Origin of the sequence: Saccharopolyspora sp. ASAGF58 (assembly GCF_012277335.1) — a bacterium.
In the GTDB taxonomy this organism is placed as follows: domain Bacteria; phylum Actinomycetota; class Actinomycetes; order Mycobacteriales; family Pseudonocardiaceae; genus Saccharopolyspora; species Saccharopolyspora hattusasensis.
The window spans coordinates 1,472,898-1,492,798 of the sequence record NZ_CP040605.1 but is presented as its reverse complement, the minus strand read 5'-3'; the positions used below and the strand labels follow the sequence as shown (position 1 = coordinate 1,492,798).

At 70.1% G+C, this 19,901-nt stretch carries 16 protein-coding genes; 10 read left to right on the top strand and 6 right to left on the bottom strand.

The window, feature by feature from the left end:
• Window positions 1-340 precede the first annotated feature (340 nt).
• From FDZ84_RS06790 to FDZ84_RS06770, 5 genes are all read left to right on the top strand, one after another.
• Entirely contained in the window at window positions 341-3,118 is a 2,778-nt protein-coding gene (locus FDZ84_RS06790; RefSeq protein WP_256413667.1) for a helix-turn-helix transcriptional regulator, read from the top strand.
• Window positions 3,119-3,232: 114 nt separating this feature from the next.
• Window positions 3,233-3,607, top strand: coding sequence for a VOC family protein (locus FDZ84_RS06785; RefSeq protein WP_223839953.1), 375 nt, complete (start codon window positions 3,233-3,235; stop codon window positions 3,605-3,607).
• A 268-nt stretch (window positions 3,608-3,875) separates the two neighbouring features.
• Entirely contained in the window at window positions 3,876-5,567 is a 1,692-nt protein-coding gene (locus FDZ84_RS06780) for a class I adenylate-forming enzyme family protein (protein ID WP_168585193.1), read from the top strand.
• A gap of 192 nt (window positions 5,568-5,759) precedes the next feature.
• Window positions 5,760-6,815 (top strand): methyltransferase, encoded by a 1,056-nt coding sequence (locus tag FDZ84_RS06775; protein WP_168585192.1) that lies wholly within the window; start codon window positions 5,760-5,762, stop codon window positions 6,813-6,815.
• Window positions 6,816-7,091: 276 nt separating this feature from the next.
• Complete coding sequence (locus FDZ84_RS06770) at window positions 7,092-8,711, top strand: FAD-binding protein (RefSeq protein ID WP_168585191.1); 1,620 nt, start codon at window positions 7,092-7,094, stop codon at window positions 8,709-8,711.
• A 58-nt stretch (window positions 8,712-8,769) separates the two neighbouring features.
• On the opposite strand, the gene FDZ84_RS39945 is transcribed toward FDZ84_RS06770, so the two are convergent.
• On the bottom strand, window positions 8,770-8,883 hold the full coding sequence (locus FDZ84_RS39945; protein ID WP_256413745.1) for a DUF397 domain-containing protein: 114 nt from the start codon (window positions 8,881-8,883) through the stop codon (window positions 8,770-8,772).
• Between the two features lie 104 nt (window positions 8,884-8,987).
• On the opposite strand from FDZ84_RS39945, the gene FDZ84_RS06760 reads away from it, so the two are divergent.
• The gene (locus FDZ84_RS06760) at window positions 8,988-9,416 is read left to right on the top strand and encodes a hypothetical protein (protein ID WP_168584079.1); all 429 of its coding nucleotides are present in this window, start codon (window positions 8,988-8,990) and stop codon (window positions 9,414-9,416) included.
• Window positions 9,417-9,746: 330 nt separating this feature from the next.
• On the opposite strand, the gene FDZ84_RS06755 is transcribed toward FDZ84_RS06760, so the two are convergent.
• A complete protein-coding gene (locus FDZ84_RS06755; RefSeq protein ID WP_168585189.1) occupies window positions 9,747-11,153 on the bottom strand; it encodes an adenylosuccinate lyase family protein in 1,407 nt (468 codons plus the stop codon).
• A gap of 50 nt (window positions 11,154-11,203) precedes the next feature.
• The gene (locus FDZ84_RS06750; protein WP_168585188.1) at window positions 11,204-13,114 is read right to left on the bottom strand and encodes an FAD/NAD(P)-binding domain-containing protein; all 1,911 of its coding nucleotides are present in this window, start codon (window positions 13,112-13,114) and stop codon (window positions 11,204-11,206) included.
• 252 nt (window positions 13,115-13,366) lie between these two features.
• Between FDZ84_RS06750 and FDZ84_RS06745 the strand changes: the two genes are divergently transcribed.
• The 3 genes from FDZ84_RS06745 (at window position 13,367) to FDZ84_RS06735 (ending at window position 16,598) form a co-directional block, all read left to right on the top strand.
• Window positions 13,367-14,602 carry an aspartate kinase gene (locus tag FDZ84_RS06745; protein ID WP_168585187.1) on the top strand — a complete coding sequence of 412 codons (1,236 nt, stop codon included), beginning with the start codon at window positions 13,367-13,369 and terminating at the stop codon, window positions 14,600-14,602.
• A 13-nt stretch (window positions 14,603-14,615) separates the two neighbouring features.
• Window positions 14,616-15,428 (top strand): 2-amino-3,7-dideoxy-D-threo-hept-6-ulosonate synthase, encoded by an 813-nt coding sequence (locus FDZ84_RS06740; RefSeq protein ID WP_168585186.1) that lies wholly within the window; start codon window positions 14,616-14,618, stop codon window positions 15,426-15,428.
• A gap of 66 nt (window positions 15,429-15,494) precedes the next feature.
• The gene (locus tag FDZ84_RS06735; RefSeq protein WP_168585185.1) at window positions 15,495-16,598 is read left to right on the top strand and encodes a 3-dehydroquinate synthase II; all 1,104 of its coding nucleotides are present in this window, start codon (window positions 15,495-15,497) and stop codon (window positions 16,596-16,598) included.
• 121 nt (window positions 16,599-16,719) lie between these two features.
• Here the strand turns inward: FDZ84_RS06735 and FDZ84_RS06730 are convergent, their stop codons facing one another.
• From FDZ84_RS06730 to FDZ84_RS06720, 3 genes are all read right to left on the bottom strand, one after another.
• The gene (locus tag FDZ84_RS06730; protein ID WP_168585184.1) at window positions 16,720-17,049 is read right to left on the bottom strand and encodes a DUF202 domain-containing protein; all 330 of its coding nucleotides are present in this window, start codon (window positions 17,047-17,049) and stop codon (window positions 16,720-16,722) included.
• Window position 17,050: 1 nt separating this feature from the next.
• A complete protein-coding gene (locus FDZ84_RS06725; RefSeq protein WP_168585183.1) occupies window positions 17,051-17,443 on the bottom strand; it encodes a YidH family protein in 393 nt (130 codons plus the stop codon).
• Window positions 17,444-17,541: 98 nt separating this feature from the next.
• Entirely contained in the window at window positions 17,542-18,039 is a 498-nt protein-coding gene (locus FDZ84_RS06720) for an SSI family serine proteinase inhibitor (protein WP_168585182.1), read from the bottom strand.
• Between the two features lie 197 nt (window positions 18,040-18,236).
• Here FDZ84_RS06720 and FDZ84_RS06715 point away from each other — a divergent pair, with 197 nt between their 5' ends.
• Window positions 18,237-19,553 carry an MFS transporter gene (locus FDZ84_RS06715; protein ID WP_168585181.1) on the top strand — a complete coding sequence of 439 codons (1,317 nt, stop codon included), beginning with the start codon at window positions 18,237-18,239 and terminating at the stop codon, window positions 19,551-19,553.
• Window positions 19,554-19,901 lie beyond the last annotated feature (348 nt).

Genomic DNA, 19,901 nt, shown 5'->3' with positions numbered 1-19,901 from the left:
GCGTTCCCGAATTGCCCATCGTGGAATGTGTCCGAGATCACCGTTGCGCGGGTTGTCCGCGCCGCGCTGGTCCGAACGGTGGCGTGTGCTGCCGCCGCCGAGAATTGGCGGTGCGGATGGCGCGGATATGCTATGAAAGGGAAATGGCCGAGAGGTTACGGACTTTGATACCAAAGTGGCGTCGCCTAGTAAAGATCTAACTGTAGTCTCGTAGTGCGGCACTCGGGTGAAGTATGTCCCTTTGCCGTTCTTGGAATAATAGGCCGGGCGCTGATCGTTCGGGTACTGTCGCGTCAGCTATCTGCGTTCGTCCGATGCTGCTCACTGAGGGGGACACACGATGGACACTGATGCGTTACCGCTGATCGGTCGGGAACGTGTCTTGGGTGAATCGCGCGAGTATTTGCTCCAGGTCGCCGAGGGGGCCGGGAACTGCGTGGTTGTGGAAGGTCCGGCAGGCATCGGCAAGAGCCGACTGCTGCAGGAAGTGGTGGCCGAAAGCCACGCGCTCGGCCTCGGCGTCATCACATCGCAAGCTGTCAAATTGGACAAGAACACACCGTTGATCACCTTGCGGTCGCTGTTCCGCTCGTGCCACCTGTTCGGCCCGCAGCTGCCCGCGGGACCGGGCTTGAACACCTCCACGCTGTGGGCGGTGGACCAGATAACCGAGTTGATAGCGCAGCAGGCCCGCAAGCAGCCGATGCTGATCGCCCTCGACGACGCGCACTGGGCCGACGAGGCGACGGCGCTGGCGCTGCGGGTCCTCGTGCCCGCCCTGCAATCGGATGGCGTGCTCTGGTACTTCACCCGCCGCCCTTACCCGATTCGCGGCTGCGCGCAGGAAGCGCTGGACTGGCTCATCGGTGAGGGCGCCCAGAAGCGCCAGCTCGAACCGCTCTCCGACGACGCGGTCGCGCAGCTGTGCACCCGGATACTCGGCTGCAAACCGGACGCAGCGACCCTGTCCTACGCCGCGCGCAGCGGCGGAAATCCCTTTCTGCTGCGGGAAATGCTGCGCGGGCTGCCGGGGGACGGCCTGCCGGTGCCGCCCGCCACGCTGACGCCGACGTTCTTCGACGCGGTCGGCGAGCGGATGCAGGACCTGCCGGAAGAAACCCGCCGCGCGCTGGACGCGATGACGGTGTTCGGCCGGCCCTTCGGAGTGCACGAGGTCGCGGCGCTGCTCGGGCGCCCGGCGGTGGAGCTGCTCGGCACGGTTGCGATGCTCGTCGACGCCGAGGTGCTGGTGGAGCAGGGCGCGAAGCTGTCCTTCCGGCACGAGCTGATCCGCGACGCGCTCTACTACCGGATGCCGGAGCCGACCCGGGCGACTCTGCACCAGGAGGCCGCTTCGGTGCTCGCCCAGCACGGCCGGTCGGCCACCGAACAGGTCAAGCACCTGCTGCTCAGCGGAGGCGGCTGGATGGACGTGGCGACCGTGGTGAAGCGCGCGGTGCAGGAGATCGCGCCCGCGGCGCCGAACACCGGCGCCGACCTGATCCTCCGCAGCCTGCCGCTGATCGACGAGGGCAGGCCGATCCGCGCGGAACTGGCGGCCGAGGCGGTTCGGCTGCTGGTGCTGGCGGGTCGCCCGGCGGAAGCGATCGAACTCGGGCAGCGCTTCCGCGGCGGCGGGCTGTCGCAGAACACGGAGGCGATGCTGCTCCTCGGGCTCACGGAAGCGCTGCATACAGTTGGCGAGCACTCGCGGGTCCTGGAGCACACGGTGCTCGCCCTGCCCCGCGCGAAATCGGACTCGCTGGCGCGCGCCGAGCTGCTCGCGATGCACGCGCACGGGCTCGCCTCGCTCGGCGATCTGGAGGCGGCGTCGGCGGCAGCGACCAACGCGGTGCACGTCGCGAACCGCGCGAGAACGCACGGCGCGCTGGTGTGCGGGACGGGCGCGCGGAGCAGGGTTTCCCTTGCGCAGGGCGATATTCCGGCCGCCATCCGGTACGCGACCGAAGCGGTGCGGCTCGGTGACCGTGTCGGCGTTGTCGGGCGGACCCGGCACCCCAGGCTGCACCTCGTCGCCGCGCTGACAGCAGCCGACCGCCTCGCGGAGGCCGAGGAGGAGCTGACCAAGGACGAGCAGGACGTCGCAGAACTGGAGACGGTGTGGTCGCAGCCGCCGCGCTACCTGTGCCGGGCCGAGCTGCTGCTCGCCGCCGGTCGGCTAAACGACGCCGCGGCCGAGGCGGAAGCCGGCGTGCTGCTGACCGAACAGCTTTCCGCCAAGGCCTTGGCCGTTCCGCTGCTCGCGTTGCGGGCCGTCGTTTCGTTGCGCGTGGATGTGCAGGCCGCCTGGAAGCACCTGAACCAGGCCCAGGAGATCGTGGAGACCGGGCGGCGCCGCCTACCGGACCTGCTGGTTTGCGCGCGGCTGCTCGCCGAGGAAGCCGAAGGCGACCCGGACAAGGTCCGGCTGGAACTGGTGGAGGTCCTCGACCGGGTCAAGCGCAGCAACGCGTTGCTGGTCAGCGCGCCGGAGCGGATCCCGGCGCTGGTGCGGGTGGCGCTGCGGGTCGACGCCCGCGAGGCGGCAGCGCAGGTGGTCGGCTCGGCAACCGAGCTGGCGCGGCGCAACCCCGACGTCGCGGTGCTCCTCGGCGCGGCCAAGCACGGTGCCGGTCTGCTGCGGCGCGACGTTCGTGCCCTGCGCAGCGCCGTCGAGCACTACCGGGCGGGATCGCGGCCGGTGATGCTGGCACAGGGGTTGGAGGACCTGGCGGCGGCCGAGGCGGATTTGGGCAACTTGGAGAAGGCCGCGCAACTGCGCATTGAGGCCGAGTCCGGGTACGTGCGGTGCGACGCGCCGCTGGACGCCGCCCGGGTGCGCGGGCTGCTGGCGCGGACCCCGAACGTCCAGGTGCAGCGGCGACAGAACTCCCGCAAGACGGGCTGGGAAAGCCTGACCCGAGCGGAACTCCGCGTGGTGCGGCTCGTCGCCGAGGGGCTCACCAACCGGGAAGTGGCGAACCGGTTGTACCTGTCACCGCACACCGTGGACAGCCATCTCCGGCACAGCTTTGCCAAGCTGGGGATAACCAGCCGCGTCGAGCTGGCCCGGCGGGTGATGATGCACGACCAACCGGCAACTCACGCGAACACGTGATGACCGGCGGCGGACCGGGCGGGGATGCTGGTGCAGGGTCGGCCGGAAACCCGCCGGAATAGGCGGAAGTCCTTTCCACCGACCGAATCCACCCGATTCCCGTTAGGAGCTGTGGTGTCCACAAACGTAGTCGGACCGGACTTTCTGACCCTGCAGGTGCGCGATCTGGAGCGGGCGCGGCGGTTCTACACCGAGGTCGTCGGATTCTCCACTGTTGAATCCAAGGTGCCCAACGCGGCGGTTCTGGGCGCCGAGCCCATCCGCATCGCGCTGCGCCAGGCCACGATCGACCTCGACGAGGTCGCCAAGGTCGGGCACGGCGTGGTCGTCTGGATCAAGGCGGAGAACCCGGACAAGCTGCACGCGCAGCTCACCTCGGCCGACGTGCCGATCAGCAAGCCGATCTGCGACGGCTCCTGCGGTCGCGAGTTCATCTTCGAGGACCCCGACGGCTACCTGATCACGATCTACGAAGGCCAGCCCGGATGAGGACTTCGAAGGTGTTCGCCCAGCGGTGCGGGTAGCGGAATCTCAGAGGTCTTCTCGCCGCGGATCCCTGGCTGGTTCGCCACGCCGGGGCCGTCCTCGCGAGAAGACCCCTGAGACCCGCGGCCGACACCGATCGAGGAGCAACACCTGGTCCTCTGTAGACGATTGTGTCGTCCGTTGCGGCGCGCCGCCGGGCCGGCGTGCCGTATCCCTCCTGTCGTCCGCCCGGGTCGAACGCGTCCCGAGCGGTCCCCGAAGGAGCGCCAGCATGATCGCACTTGACAACATCCGTCCCGATGCGCGCCTGCCGCTGCCTGCGCGGCTGAAGTTGTTGCTGGACCGGGAACTGGGCATGGGCAACTTCCTGGACCGCGCGGTGGCCAACAACCCCGCTCCGAACCGGGCGTTCCTCTTCGCCCAGCGGCCGGGAAACCCGGAAACCGCCCCCGAAGCCGACGTGGTGGCCTACAGCCTGGTCCGCCTGCTCGGAGTGCGCAACGCCTACGCCTCCTGGTACCACGCGCAAGGCGTCGGCAAGGGCGACGTGGTGGGCGTGCACGTCCCGGAAGGCATCGACTCGTTCCTGCACTTCCTGGCGTTGACGTCGCTCGGCGCGATCGCGGCGCTGGTCAACGGCCGGATGCCGGCGGAAGTCGCGGCCGAGTACCTCGGCCGGATCGGAGCGCTGGGCGTGGTGGCCGACGAGCCTCGCCTGGCTCGGTTGCGCGCCGCCGGACTGGACACCGAGCGGCTCGCGTTCCACGCCGACCCGGCCGACCTGCCCACCACGCCCGCGGCCGGCGCCAGCTACCCGGGTGTCTTCCCGTACGCCCACGCCGACGACGACCTGGTGATGGTCTGCCACACCTCCGGCACTACCGGCCCACCGAAGGCGGCCAGCTTCGGGCACCGCCAGTTCTTCCTCGGCAAGCGCCAGCGGCTGTGGAACTTCCCGGCAGCCGCACGGAACCGGCTGCTCACCGCGCTGCCTCAATCGCATTCGGCCGGTATCAGCTACCTGATGACGACGACGCTGCTCGGCCTGCCCACGCTGGTGATGGCCGACACCACCGGCACGGCGGTCCGGGCGGCGATGCGCCGGTTCCAGCCGACCATCGTCGCCGCATTCCCGCAGACCTGGGCCGACCTGGCCGAGATCGGCCTGGAGGCGACGGGCGCGCAGCACGTGCACACGTGGATCAACACCGGCGACGCCGCGCACGAAGCGCACATCAAGGAGCTGATCGTGCACGGCCGGCGCCCCGGCTTGCTGCGATCGCGGCCCGGCAGCCGGTTCATCGACGGCCTTGGCTCCTCCGAGATGGGCATGGCGCTGTTCCGCAAGGTCCGCGAGCTGGGCAGCACCGACTACGGCCGCTGTGTGGGAACGCCGATCAAGGTGGTGCGCCGCGCCGTGGTCCTCGACGACGACGGCCGGGAGCTCGGGCCGGGACGCGCCGGGCGGCTGGGCGTGCTCACCCCGACGCGCACGCCGGGCTACTGGAACAACTCCGACGCGACGGTGAAGTCGTCCTTCGCGGGGTACTGGCTGACCGGCGACGTGGTCTACCGGGACGAACGCGGCCGGTTCATCCACCTCGACCGGGTGCCCGACGTGATCCGCACCGCGGACGGCCCGGTTTACAGCCTCCCCCTGGAAGAGGCGATCCTCGTGGCCTGCCCGTTCGTGGCGGACTGCTCGGTGATCGGGGTCCGCGACCCCGGCTCGCCCGACGCGCAGGCGCCGCTGGCCGTGGTGCGCCTGCGCTCCGACGCGGAGGAGGTGGCGGACCTGGCCGGTCCGATCAACGCGGTGCTCTCCGCCGCCGGACTGTCCGAAGTGCACGGTGTGGTGGTGGCCCGCGAGGACGCGGACTTCCCGACCGGGCCCACCGGCAAGATGCTCAAACGCCAACTCCGCGAACGCTTCGCCGACCACCTGACCGGGATCACCGCCTGATGCCGCGACGGACCGGGGTGTGCCGCAATTTCCATTGAAATCGAAGGTCCGATTTCCATTGAAATTGCGGAAGAACGCGGTCCGGTCGTCTCGGGAGGCGGAGGTCGAAGTTGAGTTCAACGTCAGTCAACAGGACGTTCTTTGCAGACCGGGCGTTTTCGCGTCCCGGCCCGAGGTAGTGGAAGGGGAGTCATGAACGAACCCGGCTCGGCGGCGCCCTACGGCGTGCTCTCCGAAGGAGCGCAGGTGCCGCCCGCGGTCCGCATGTACGAAATGCTCTACAGCTCGCTGGTCAGCCAGCTGCTGATCGCGGTGGCCGAGCTCGGCGTGGCCGACGCGATCGGTGGGGAGCCGACGCACGTCGACGACATCGCCGCCCGCGTCGAGGCGGACTCCGACAGCCTCTACCGGGGGCTGCGCGCGCTGGCCAGCGTCGGGGTGTTCACCGAGGTCGAGCACCGGGTGTTCGACCTGACCCCGCTCGCGGCGACCCTGCGCAGCGACGTCGAGGGCTCCATGCGAGACCTGGCCCGCTACGTCGGACTGCCGGAGCGGCAGCGCTCCTTCGGTGCGCTGGTCTACAGCCTGCGCAAGGGCCGCCCGGCCTTCGAGCACGTGCACGGCCGCACCTGGTGGGAGCACTTCGCCGACCACCCCGAGCTGGCGACGCTGTTCAACAACGCGATGGGCAGCATGGCCCGGCTGGTGAACTCCGCGATGCTGCAGGCCTACGACCTCACCGGCGTGCGGCACGTCGTCGACGTCGCGGGCGGGCAGGGCCACCTCGTCGCCACCATCCTGGCGCACTACCCGGAGATGACGGCCGTGGTCTTCGACCTGCCGCGGGTGGTGCCGGAGGCTGAGGCGGTGCTGGAGGCCGCGGGCCTGTCGGATCGTGCGAGGTGCGTCGGCGGCGACTTCTTCGAGTCGGTGCCGACCGGCGGCGACTTGTACGTGCTGTCCTGGACCATCCACGACTGGAAGGACGAGGACGCGATCAGCATCCTGCGCAACATCCGGGCGGCGATGAAGCCGGGCAGCCGGCTGATCGTGATCGACGAGGTGCTGCCGCCCGGCGACACACCGCACTTCGGCAAGTTCGAGGACATCGTGATGCTGAGCCTGCTCTCCGGGCACGTCCGCACCGAGCCCGAGCTGGCGGCGCTGTTCGAGAAGGCGGGCCTGCGCCACGAGGAGACGCGGGCGACGAGCTCGCCGACGAGCGTGGTGGTGGCGGTCCCGGTCTGATCGACCGAACTCCTCGCAAGCACTCGTGCCCGGCCGGCCCCCCGGCAGGGCACGAGTGCGTTTGCCCGAAAAGCGCCGCCACCGAGCGTTATTCATCACGTGATCGCGTGATGTCTTTCGGCGCAAGTGGCTACACGATTGGCCGTAGCCGCCCGTGATCGGCGCGCCGGACGCGACTCTGCGTCATCAGCGTCTGCTCCATGAGGTCGATGTTGGTCCGGCCCATCCGCGGATCGCGACGGCGCAGGGGACCAAGTCACACTCGGAGGAGTTCGCATGAGCGCGTTATCGCGCCGCAACCTGCTCACCTGGGCGGCTGCTCTCGGCGGTTCCGTCGCCGTCGCCTCCCGCACCGAAGCACTCGCGGCACCGCCAGCCCCGCAGCAGCCCGTCGGCCCGGCCGCCCGCACGGCCATCACCGTCGGCCCCGCGGACGTCCGCTTCGCGGGCCTCACCCGGGGCCAGAACCAGCGTTTCGCGAGTAACCCCGAAAGCGTGTGCCTGCCCGCCACAACGGAGCAGGTGGTGGCCGCCGTCGGCGCCGCGGTGCGCCGCGGCAAGCGCATCGCCGTGCGCAGCGGCGGGCACTGCTACGAGGACTTCGTCGACCACCCCGACGTGCGGGTCCTCATAGACATGACCCAGATGACCGCGATCGCCCACGACACCAAGATGAAAGCGATCATGGTCGAGGCCGGCGCGGAACTCGGCGATGTCTACGACACCCTCTACAAGCGCTGGGGCGTCTGCCTGCCCGGCGGATCCTGCTACACCGTCGGCGTCGGCGGGCACGTCACCGGCAGCGGCTACGGGCCGCTGAGCCGCCGGCACGGCTACATCAGCGACCACGTGCACGCGGTGGAGGTCGTGGTGGTCGACGCCGGCGGGAAAGCGCGCGCGGTCGTCGCGACCCGGGCGGCCAACGACCCCAACCGGGAGCTGTGGTGGGCGCACACCGGAGGCGGCGGTGGCGGTTTCGGCGTCGTGACCCGCTTCTGGTTTCGCGCCCCGGACGCCACCGGCACCGACCCGGCGAAGCTGTTGCCGACCCCGCCGCGTGAGGCCTGGATCCACCGCCGCGAGTGGGCCTGGGACCAGATGACCCCGGAGCGGTTCGCCCGGCTGCTGCGCAACTACGGCACCTGGCTGGAACGCAACAGCGGCCCGGACAGCCCCTACACCGGGCTGTTCTCCCGGCTGGAGCTGACCACCCGCGCTTACGGCCCATTCCACCTGGTCGTGCAGATCGACGCGGGCCTGCCTAACGCCGAGCGGCTGCTGAACAACTTTCTCAACGCGGTCGGCGAGGGCGTCGGGGTGACGCCCGCCGTCACAGACCACCGGAAGCTCCCGTGGCTGCACGCGACCGGCTGGCCCGGGATGTGGATGAGCAACCCGACCGACCGCTACAAGTACAAGTCCAGCTACCACCGCAAGGGCTTCACCGACGCGCAGATCGCCGCGCTGTACGAGCAGCTGACCAACACCGACTACGCGCAGCTGCCGTTCGTGGTGTCGATCGCGTCCTTCGGCGGAAAGGTGAACACCCTCCCCGCCGACGCGACCGCCAACCCGCACCGCGACTCGGTGATGAAGCTGCTGTGGGGCACGGCGTGGCAGGCGGCGGCCGACGACGACCGCCACGTGGGCTGGCACCAGCGGTTCTACCAGGCGGTCTACCGGGACACCGGAGGTGTCCCGGTGCCCAACGACGTCACCGACGGCTGCTTCATCAACTACTGCGACATCGACATCAGCGACCCGGCGTGGAACTCCTCGGGAGTGCCGTGGCACGACCTGTACTTCAAGGGGAACTACCCGCGCCTGCAGCAGGTGAAGAAGGCCTACGACCCGGGCGACGTCTTCAAGCACAGCCAGTCGATCCGCCTGCCCTGACAGGCACAGCGCGGCCGCGGGTGGTGCCAACACCCGCAGCCGCGCCGGCGTTTGCGAGTCACCAGCGGCGATCCCGTAACCCCGAGACGAACGCCGCCCATTGCTGCTGGGGGAACACCAGCACGGCGCCCTTCCTGCTGCTCTGGCGGACGGATACGAAAACTGGCCGCAAAGAGCTGATCCGCAAGACCTGTGATCGTCAGTGGGAGTCGGTGTGTCCGCCGTGCAGCGATCGAACAACGGGTACGCACCCGGATCCTGCGGCACTTCGGTGAGATGCCGCTGTCCAAGGTCGCGCAACCCGGCGCGGTGCGGGACTGGATGGAATGGCTGCGCGCTGATCCACGGGTGAGCGTGAACTATCAGGCGCAGCTGTTCGACGTGCTGTCGTCGATCCTCTCCGGCGCTGTCGCCGATAAACGCGTGCCTGAGAATCCGTGCCGAACGGGCAGCATCCGGCGTCCGCAACCCACCCCGAGTAAGACGGTGGCCTGGGATGCCGCACGGGTTTCGGCAATCGCCTCGGCGCTGCCCCTTCGGCAACGCATCGCCGTCCCGCTGGGATCCGGTGTGGGCAGCCACAAAGACCCGGGCTTCACGCTCCGCGTGTACACCCACCTGTTGCCCTCGTCGCACAACCGAGCACGGGCCGCGATCGACGACTTCACGGCCCAGCTCACGACCAACGATCAGCTCGCAGCCTGACACGGCCTAGAGACGGCCTGACAAGATCCACAAACCTTAAACCGCTGGTCAGAGCACATATGCTCCCAGATGGTGCCCTTCACCTCAAAAAAATCACCCAGAACGGGCTGGTGCGGGGACTTCCCCCGGCCACTCCGCACCGGCCCATCCCCGGTGACCGGGCGCGAACACCCTCCGCGCGCCCGGTCACCGGCACTCCCGTAACGAGGCGTAGGTGGTTGCCTCGGTCAATACGCCGGCCGCGCGCGATGAACCAGTTCGCCAACGTTCGCCAGATCTGCCCGCCCGACGCGGAGTTCTCGGCGTTGTGATTGTCGCTGCATCCCGTGATCAGGCGGTCCCGTATTCGTCGAGTGCCCGCTGTACGAACAGCGAGGCCGCGCCGAGGTAGTTCTGCGGCGTTAGCAGGTCCTGGACTTCCGCAGCATCGAGTCCGGCTACATCGGACTCGCGGAGTTCGGGAGCGTCCGCCAGGAGCTCGTCGAAGGTGCCGTGGCCAGCGGCAGCGTCGGCCGCGATGCGGGCCAGTACCTGCTTCGCGCGGGCTTTGCCCAGGGCGGGGGCGAGCGCGACGTTGACCCGCTCGGCGACGATCGCGCCTCCGGTCCGGTGCAGGTTTTCCAGCATTCTGTCCGGGAAGACCGTGAGCCCCTCCGCCAATTCCGCCGCCGTGTGTGCTGCGCCGCCCGCTGCGCGCAGGCCGTCCCGCAGCGGTTGCCACTCGGCGTGCCAAGCCCCGGCCGGGCGTTCGTCCTCGGCGAGCATGCACTGGGCCAGCACCCCGGCTGCCGGGGCGACCTGCCGGGCCGCAGCCACGACCAGGGTCGACAGCACGGGATTGCGCTTCTGCGGCATCGCCGAGGAAGCCCCGCGCCCGGCCGGGCCGGGCTCGACGGCCTCGCCGACCTCGGTGCGGCACAATACCTGCACGTCCACGGCGAACTTGCCCAAGGTTCCGGCGACGATGCTGAGCACCCAGCCGAGGTCCGCCAGCGGCACGCGCTGCGTGTGCCAGGGCAGGACCTGCACGGCCAGGCCGAGTTCGGCCGCCATGCCCTCGACCAGCTCGGCCACGAGATCGGTGCCAGTGGCCTCCCGCGCATAGGCCGCATACGCGGCGGCGGTGCCACCAGCCCCGCCGATCGACACCGGCAGCCCTTCGGTGCGCAGCCGGTGCATTCGGCGGCGGGCCTCGCCGATCCCGGCCAGCCATCCCGCCGCCTTGAGCCCGAACGTGGTCGGCACGGCGTGCTGTGTCAGCGTCCGGCCCGCCATCGGCGTGTTCCGGTGCTGCTCCGCCAGCGACGCCAACGCGGCCGCGCAACGGTCCAAACAGGACTCCAGCTCGGCGAGGGCCCGGCCGGCGATCAGCATCGTCGCGGTGTCCAGCACGTCCTGGCTGGTGCAGCCGCGGTGCACGTGGTCGGCGGCGGCCGGGTTCTCCGCGGCCACCAGCGAGGTCAGCGTCGACACGAGCGGCACCACCGGGTTGGCGGCCTCCCGCGCCCGCACGGCCAGCTCGCCGACGTCGAACCGCTCGGGCCGGGCCACCGACTCGATCACCGGGACCGCGGATGCGGGAATCACCCCGAGCCGAGCCTGCACCCTGGCCAGCGCGACCTCCACCTCCAGCATCGCGCCGAGCCACGCGTCGTCGGAGGTCGCGGCGTGCACCGGGGTACCCGCCCACACCGGAGAGAGCAGGCCCGCATCCGAGCCGGCCGGACTTCCGATCATCGAGCTGTTCCTCCCGTCTGGGCGGCAGTTTCGACTGAAACCGCCGGTTTCTAGCGCCCCGAGCTGGTCGGCAACCAGTCGAGCGGGTTGTGGTAGTCGGCGTACAACCTCGGGGCAGGTGCGCTGCGGGGCACCGCGAGGCACGCGCGCGCGATGCTGTCCGCGTCGGAGAGGCTCACCGAGTTGACGCCGGGCCGCGCCCCGGCCGCGGTGACCCAGTGCACTGCCTCGGTCGGCACCCCGAAGGCGAAACGCCGCGGATGCGGGCGGCCGGCCGCGTCGATCAGGTGGTACGGGCGGCGCGTGACTGCGAGCCCACCGGTCCGGTAGGCGCCGTTCGGATCGGCGATCCGGTACGCCGCGCACTGCCCGGTCCGTTGCAGCCAGCGCAGCAGCGGATCGGCCGAGCGCCGCAGGTCCGGTTCGGGCAGCCGCGCCTCGATCAGCGTCGTCACCCGGACCGGTGGCGCCGCCACCCCGCGCGCGCAGACCGCGAACGAACCGTCGGTCGTAGACACCTGCATGCCGGGGCCGAGCACGTGCACCACGCCCGCCTCGATCAGCGCGATCAGCTCGGCGATCCGGCGGGCCGGCGGGCCGATCGACAGGAACGCGTTCTCACCCGTGTACCAGAGCTGCACCTCGTCCCGGTAGGAGCTGCCGGTGATCCCGCCGTGGTCGATGACCAGCCGGATCTCGTTGCGCAGGTCCCGGAGCACGTCCAGCGCCGCTTTCAGCGGCCCGGCGACGTTGCCCCGCTCGGCCTCGGCGAGGTCGCGTTCGAGGTGCTCCAACAGCCAACCGTGGAACTCGTCGCGGTCGGCGAAGACCCGCTCGCCGCAGGGGCGCGTCACCCGGTCCCAGTCCCACCATTCTTCGCGCGGCACGGCGAAGCGGCGCAGCACCGCGAGTTCGGCGACCTCATCCCCGATGGCGCGCAGGTAGGCGTGGCGGAACGCGCGGGCAGTGCTGGCGCTGCGGTGCTGCCCGATCCAGGTCGTGTAGTACACCGCCCGGACCTCTTCGGAGACCAGCGGCCACACGTCGACGCGGAACGAGGGCGGAGTGCCTTCGGCGGCCTTCTGCTGGAGCCCGGCGATCACCTCCGGTGTCAGGAACAGCGGTTCGTGGCGCCCCGACACCCCCTTCTGGTTCTGCCCGCGCGCGTGGTAGGGAACACCCCGGCGGGAACCCGCGAAGAGCACCGGCTCGCGCCCGGACGGGAGGTACTGCAGCTTCCCGGACACCGGCACGAACCGGCCGCCCCGGCCGGCGGTCAGCAGCGCCAGGTAGTCGAAGAAGTTCAAGCCCAACCCACGCAGCCCGATCGGCTCACCCGGGCGGATCGACGAAAGGTCCACTTCGGACGGATTGCTCGGCGGCACGTAGCGCAACCGGTGCCGCCGGGCGAACCCCGCCAGCTCCTGCTCCGCACCGGTCGATTCGGCATCGACGTGCCCCTGCGCGAGCACCACGGCGTCCGCCACCAGCTCAGCGCCGTCCGCGAGCCGAACGCGCTGGCGCTGCGCCTCATCGCGAATCGTGACAGCGGTGTCGCGGTGCCACCGCACCGTGACGTTGGGTGGCGCGGTCGCGATCACGTGGTCGAGGAACCAAGCGAGGTAACGACCGAAGAGTGCGCGGGTCGGGTACTCGTCCGGCTCGAGCGGCTCCGCGTCCGGATCGGCACTCGCCCACTCGTGCAGGCTCGGCCCGGGGCGGATCGGCCCCTCGCAGTCGACGCTGTCATCGGTGAAGGCGGTGACCTGCGAAGCCACCGTGTTCATCAGCAGCAGCGGGCTCTGCTCGGTCCACCACACCCGGCCGCCCGCCCCGGCGAACGGGTCGACCAGGTCGACCTCGACGGGCACCGCCGGCCCGAGAAGTTCGCAGCAGTTGGCGCTGATCCGCTCCAGCACCGCAAGGCCACGCGGCCCCGCACCGATCACGCAGATCCGCATCGGAGTTTCCCTCGATCGCACGGCATCCTCGAATCTCCCGGCCGAACAACGTCGCACCGTCCGATTCAAGACCGGCGGGCCCCGCCGCACAGCACGTCTTTCCGGGATATCGCGGGGCAAACCGGGCGGCCCCTCGACAATCACGTGTTCCCGCGATGACGTCCGACGCGGAGTTCGATTAGAAAGATTTTGCACGACAGAACGTTTCGTCCCCGGCGCCGGTTCTGCCGCGCCCCTCGCGATGAGGTGTCGATGAAACCATTGGTGCAGAAGTACGGCGGCACCTCCCTGGGCACCGCCGAACACGTTCGCCGGGTCGCCGAGCGGATCGACGTCTCCCGGCAGACCGGCCGGCCTACGGTCGCGGTGGTGTCGGCCCGCGGCGACACCACCGACCGACTGCTGGCCGACGCCAGGCAACTACACCCGCACCCCGCGCCGCGGGAAACCGACCAACTGCTGGCCACCGGCGAGGTGGCCTCGGCCGCCCTAGTGGCCACCGCGCTGCACCGGCGCGGCACCCGGGCCGTCTCGCTCACCGGCGCGCAGGCCGGCATCCGCACCACCGGGCCGCACGGTGCGGCCCTGATCAAGAGCATCGACACCCGGGCGGTGCGGGCGCACCTCGAACGCGGCGCGGTCGTGGTCGTCGCCGGGTTCCAGGGCATCGACGCGGCGGGGGAGCTGTTCACCCTTGGTCGCGGCGGGTCGGACACGACGGCGGTGGCGCTCGCCGCCGAACTCGGCGCCCGGTGCGAGATCTACACCGACGTCGACGCCGTCTACACCGCCGACCCCAGGCTGGTGCCGCGGGCGCGGCCGCTGCCCGAGGTCGCGGCGCCGCTGATGGCCGAGATGGCTTTCGCCGGGGCGCGCGTGCTGCACGCCCGCGCAGTGGAACTCGCCGCCGTCAGGGGCGTTCCGCTGCTGGTGGCGAGCGCCATGGACGACCGGCCCGGCACAACGATCACCGGAGGGAGCTCCAACGGCATGCTGGAGAAGGAAGGATTCGTCACCGCGATCACGCACGACGCCGACATCGCCCGGTTCACCATCCGGCTGGACCCCGGCGACCCCGACCGGCCGCACCGGGCGCTGCGCGCCGTCGCGGAGCAGTCCATCCCGGTCGACCTGGTGACCTGGGCCGATGACCGACCGGCGCTGAGCTTCAGCATCACCGGCAACGCCGTCCACCAGGTGCGGCGGCACGTGGAACTCGCCGTGCCCGACGCCGACCGCGACGTCTCGGTGCAGCGTGAACTGGGCAAGATCTCGTTGCTGGGCACGGGAATGCTCACCCGGCCCGAATACGCGGTGCGGGTGCTGAGCACCCTGGCCGCGCTGGGCGTCCCCGCGAACTCCTTGCACACCAACCAGTTGCGCGTGTCAGTGCTGATCCCGGCCGAGCATACCGCCGCGGCCGTGGCCGCATTGCACGATGAATTCGAACTGGACCGTCCCCGCCCCGATCCCGTCCCCACCTCGTGAACAGGAGGACCCGGTGTCCACCACCCGATCGTTCGGCGCGCAGCTGAGGCTCCGGCGGATGTCCCGCAACGGCGACGACCGCTTACTCGTGGTGCCGATGGACCACTCCGTCACCGACGGCCCGTTACCAACCCCCGGCGGCCCGGGCGGCTTGGCGCCGACGTTGGCGGCCAGCGGAGTCGACGCCATCGTGCTGCACAAGGGCGCGCTGCGCTACGTCGATCCGGCGGCCTTCACGAACATGTCGCTGATCGTGCACCTCAGCGCGAGCACGGCACACGCGCCGGACCCCGATGCCAAGTATCTCGTCGCCAGCGCGGAAACCGCGCTGCGGCTTGGCGCCGACGCGGTGAGCGTGCACGTCAACCTGGGCTCGGCGCAGGAGCGCCAGCAGGTCGCCGACCTGGCCGCCGTCGCCGAGGAAGCCGACCGCTGGAACCTGCCGCTAATGGCGATGATCTACCCGCGCGGCCCGCAGATCACCGACCCCCGCGACGTGCGGCTCATCTCGCATGCCGCCACCCTCGCGGCCGACCTGGGCGCGGACCTCGTCAAGACCGTCTACCCCGGCACGGTCGAGGCCATGGCCGAGGTGGTGGAGTCCTGCCCCGCGCCGATCGTCGCCGCGGGTGGCCCGCGCGTCGAAGACGAGGCGCAGGTGCTGGCCCACGTCGACGACGTGCTGCGCGCGGGCGCGGCCGGTGTGGCCGTGGGGCGCAACATCTTCCAGGCCCCGAACCCGGGGGAGCGGGCCCGCCGGGTCGCGGCCCTGGTCCACCCCGCCCTGGAATTCACCGACGACCTGGTGCCGGAACTGGCCTCCTGACCCGGCCCAGACGCGCGGGTGATCGCCCGCGAAACCGAGTCACGCAACCTGAACGAGGAGCGAGCAATGAGACTGACGTGGTTGGACATCCGCGGCGTCGACGCCGAGATCAAGCCCGCCATCGTCGAGGAGGCAGTGCACCAGCGGGTCAGCGCCGTCGTGGCCGACGAGCCCGGCGAACTGGTCGACCTGCCGCCGACGGTGCGCAAGGTGCTGCTGCCGCGCGGCCCGCTGCCCGAGGACCTGGGGCCGGCCGACGTGGTGATCGTCGACCCGCAGCGGCACGGCGACCCGGCTGTGCTGGCGGCCCGCCACCCGGGCGTCGAGTTCGGGCCGTTCGTGGAGATCGTCGACGCGCCCACCCTGGAGGTCGCCTGCGAGGCGGCGCGCACCCAGCGGTGGAGCGTGCTTTGGTTCCGCGACCCGACCAAGATCCCGCTGGAGATCGTGCTCGCCGCGGCGGCCTCAGCCACCGGCAGCATTATCACGGTCGTCGAGGACGTGGAGGAGGCCGAGATCGTCTTCGGCGTCCTGGAGCACGGCTCGGACGGCGTGCTGCTGCAGCCGGAGAAGGTCGGCGACGCCACCGCGCTTGTCGCGGCCTCCGCGGGCGGCTCGCCCGACCTGGAGCTGACCGAACTGGAGGTGGTGCGCACCGAGCACGTCGGCATGGGCGAGCGGGCGTGCGTGGACACCTGCACCTACTTCGGCGAGGACGAGGGCATCCTGGTCGGCTCCCACTCCAAGGGCATGATCCTCTGCGTCAGCGAAACCCACCCGCTGCCGTACATGCCGACCCGCCCGTTCCGGGTCAACGCCGGGGCGATCCACTCCTACACCGTGTCCCACCAGGGCCGCACCAACTACCTGAGCGAGCTGAAGTCGGGCAGCAAGGTGCTCGCGGTGGACACCAAGGGCCGCACCCGCGTGGTCACGGTCGGCCGGGTCAAGATCGAGAGCCGCCCGCTGATCTCGATCGAGGCGATCAGCGCCTCGGGTCAGCAGGTGAACCTGATCCTGCAGGACGACTGGCACGTCCGGGTGCTGGGACCGGGCGGCGTGGTGCTCAACAGCACGGAGCTCAAGCCCGGCGACCGCCTGCTCGGCTACCTGCCGGCGGAGGACCGCCACGTCGGTTATCCGATCAAGGAGTTCTGCCTGGAGAAATGAGCCGACGTGGTTGAAGGGCCCTCGCCGCCGACCCGGCGGCGAGGGCCCCTTTGCTGGGCGGGCTGAGGCTGGGTTCTGGTGGCAGGAAGGTTCCCTTGCTGTCAGGTGGGCAGGCTGAGGCTCAGGCGAACAGCACGTAGATCAGGCCGGAGCAGCCGGCGAGCACCGACAAGGCGGCGGCCGCCGCCGGTAGCGCCCCGCCGGGCAGCGGGGTCTCGGCGTGCAGCCCGCGTTCAGTCCGGAGGTGCCGCCGCCAGGCGAGCCAGCTGATGGCGGCCCCGAGCGGCAGGGTGAGCGCGCCGCAAACCGCCGCCGCGAGGGTGCTCTCGTGCGCGATGAGCCGCAGCAGCACCAGCATGCCGACGACGAAGGTGAGCACGGTGCGCAACCATGCGAGCGTGGTCCGTTCGATCTGCAGCCCTGGATCCCAGGGCCCGCTGGGGCGCTCCACGTCAGAACCCGGACACGAAAAGCAGGACGCAGGCGGCGATGCCGATCGCGCCGAGCCCGTAACCGATGACCGGCGCCAACCGCGGCGCGGGCAGCGGCCGACCGCGCCGCAAAGCCCGCTCGGTGGCCATCCACCGGGCGAAAGCCGTTGCGCTGCAAAGCACCCCACCCAGCAGCAGAAGGACCGCCAGCGCCGTCCGCAGTGGACTCGCCTGGCCGGTGGCCGCGTTCAGGGCCTCGATGCCCACACCCCCGGCCATCAGGGCCAGCGCGGTGCGGATCCAGGCCAGGAAGGTGCGTTCGTTGGCGAGGGTGAACCTCGGGTCTGGGTCGGAGCCGTCCCGGTACAGCCGCCGTGGCCAGCGCGAATCGCGGTCTTCAGGGTCGGTCGCCATGGGCTCACGGTAACCCTCCCGAACCGTGGGACGAGAGACCTCGCCCGTCGGTCGCGGCCGGTGTCGGGCCCCGCACGCAGCGGGGCCCGACCGCGGCATCAGAAGGAGAACACCTTCCCAGTAGCAGCGCCGGCCACGCAGTCGTTCGGGAAGGTCTTCTCGAAGGTGACCGGCTTGCCCTGCCACCTGCCCTTCGCCGAGAGCGTCACCGGTTTGTAGTTGAGCGGGCATGCGGAGTGCTCGGTGGTGAGCTTTGTGAAGTCGCCGTTGGCGTCCGTCAGTGCCTGACACGCGTCATTCGCGTAGGGATGCGATCCGCCGGTGGGCTCGCAGGTCAGGAACGCGGTCCTGATGTCCTCGCGCGCCTCGCCGCGGATCGACAGGTTCATCATGCTGCCGTGCGCCGACGACGCGGGTTCCGCGTTCGCGAGCGCCGGTGCCAACGCGGTGCCGACCAGAGCCGCGGCGGCGAGGCAGGTCCGGGCGATGAGCCGTTTTGCAGCCATCTCGTCATTCCTCCTGGGTTTTTGAGTGACGATTCGCTTCTCTTTATCGCCGAAGCTGAGGAAACCGCGGCAGATGCGACGGCGGATCACTGAACCGTGTTTCGCCCGAACAGGTTTCCATCACGACCTGTCACGAAAAGGCGTGGTCAGGCGGGAGAGGTAGTCGCCCACAAGCGGTGAGCTGCTCGATAAGGTGGTGGACCTTTCGGCGATCACTGGTCATTGTTGAGCGGGACCACGTGACGCCCGGTGGCCCTTCCTGGCGTCCGCAACAGACAGGAGGCCTGATGGCGACGGTAGCCGCGGGGCCGGACAGCGCCACGGTGCGCAAGGCGGCGTTCGCCAGCGCGGTGGGCAACACCATCGAACTGTACGACTTTCTGATCTACGGCACCGCCGCGGCCGTGGTGTTCAACAAGCTGTTCTTCCCCGCCGGTGACCCGTGGGTCGGGTCCCTGCTCGCGTTCGCCACGTTCGGCGCCGGCTTCCTGGCGCGACCGCTGGGAGCGGGCGTGATCGGCCACTTCGGCGACGTGGTCGGGCGCAAGCTGATGCTGGTCATCACGCTGAGCGTGACCGGCGTGTGCACCGCGGCGATCGGACTGCTGCCGACCTACCAGCAGGTCGGGATCTGGGCGCCGGTGATGCTCGTGGTACTTCGGCTGGTGCAGGGCTTCTTCCTCGGCGGCGAACAGGGCGGTGCGGTGCTGATGGCCGTCGAACACGCGCCGCCGCACCGGCACGGCTGGTACGGGGGATGGACCTTCCTGGGATCGCCGAGCGGCATGTTCCTGGCCACCGGCGCGTTCGCCGGCGCCACCGCGATCTCCGGGGACGCCTTCCTCACCTGGGGCTGGCGGGTCCCGTTCCTGATGAGCCTGGTGCTGGTGGGAGTGGGCCTGTACGTGCGGCTGCGGCTGGCCGAAAGCCCCGAGTTCGCGAAGATCCGGCAACGCGGCGAGCGTGCCCGGCTGCCCGTTGCCGAAGCGTTCTCCCGCTCGTGGCGGCAGATCCTGCTGTCGGCCGGGGTGAACCTGGGGTTCAACACGTTTATCTTCATCCTGACGACGTTCCTGCTGACCTACGGCACCCAGAAGCTCGGTGTGACCCGCGACGTGATGCTGCTCGGCAGCCTGTGCGGGTCGGCGGCGCAGATCGCCGGGATCCTGCTGTTCTCGCATCTGTCGGACCGCATCGGCCGCACCCAGGTGATGCTCGGCGGCGGGATTTTCCTTGCGCTGTACGCGTTTCCGATGTTCTGGCTGCTGGACACCGCGAACCCGGCGCTGATCGTGCTGGCGATGACGCTGGGATGTGCCGGTTCGGCGGCGGTTTTCGGGCCGATGGCGGCGTTCTGCGCCGAACTGTTCGCGACGAAGGTCCGCTACACCGGTGTTTCCCTGGGCTACCAGAGCGGTTCGGTGTTGGGCGGCGGGTTGTCGCCGGTGGTGGCGACCGCGCTGCTCACGACCTCCGGCGGGTTGTCCTGGCCGATCGCGGCCTACCTGGTGATCGGGGCGCTGATTACGGTCACCTGCCTCGCCATCACGGGTGAACCGACCCGCTGGGCCCGCACGGACGAACCCGAACCCGCGACGACCTAATCGCTTGCTGGCAGGGAGGTTCTCCCTTTCTGCTGGACCACCGTGCGCGATGCCAGGAAGGTTCCCTTGCTCGCGTCCCGGGAAGCTGCCGTGACAGGAAGGTTCCCTTGCTCGCGTCCCGGGAAGCTGCCGTGACAGGAAGGTTCCCTTGCTCGCGTCCCGGGAAGCTGCCGTGACAGGAAGGTTCCCTTGCTCGCGTCCCGGGAAGCTGCCGTGACAGGAAGGTTCCCTTGCTAGCGCTGTCGGGTCACTCGCCGTAGAGCTGGTCGATGATGTCGGCGTACTTCTCGTGGATCACGCGGCGTTTGAGATTCAACGTCGGGGACAGCTCACCGCCTTCCTCCCCGC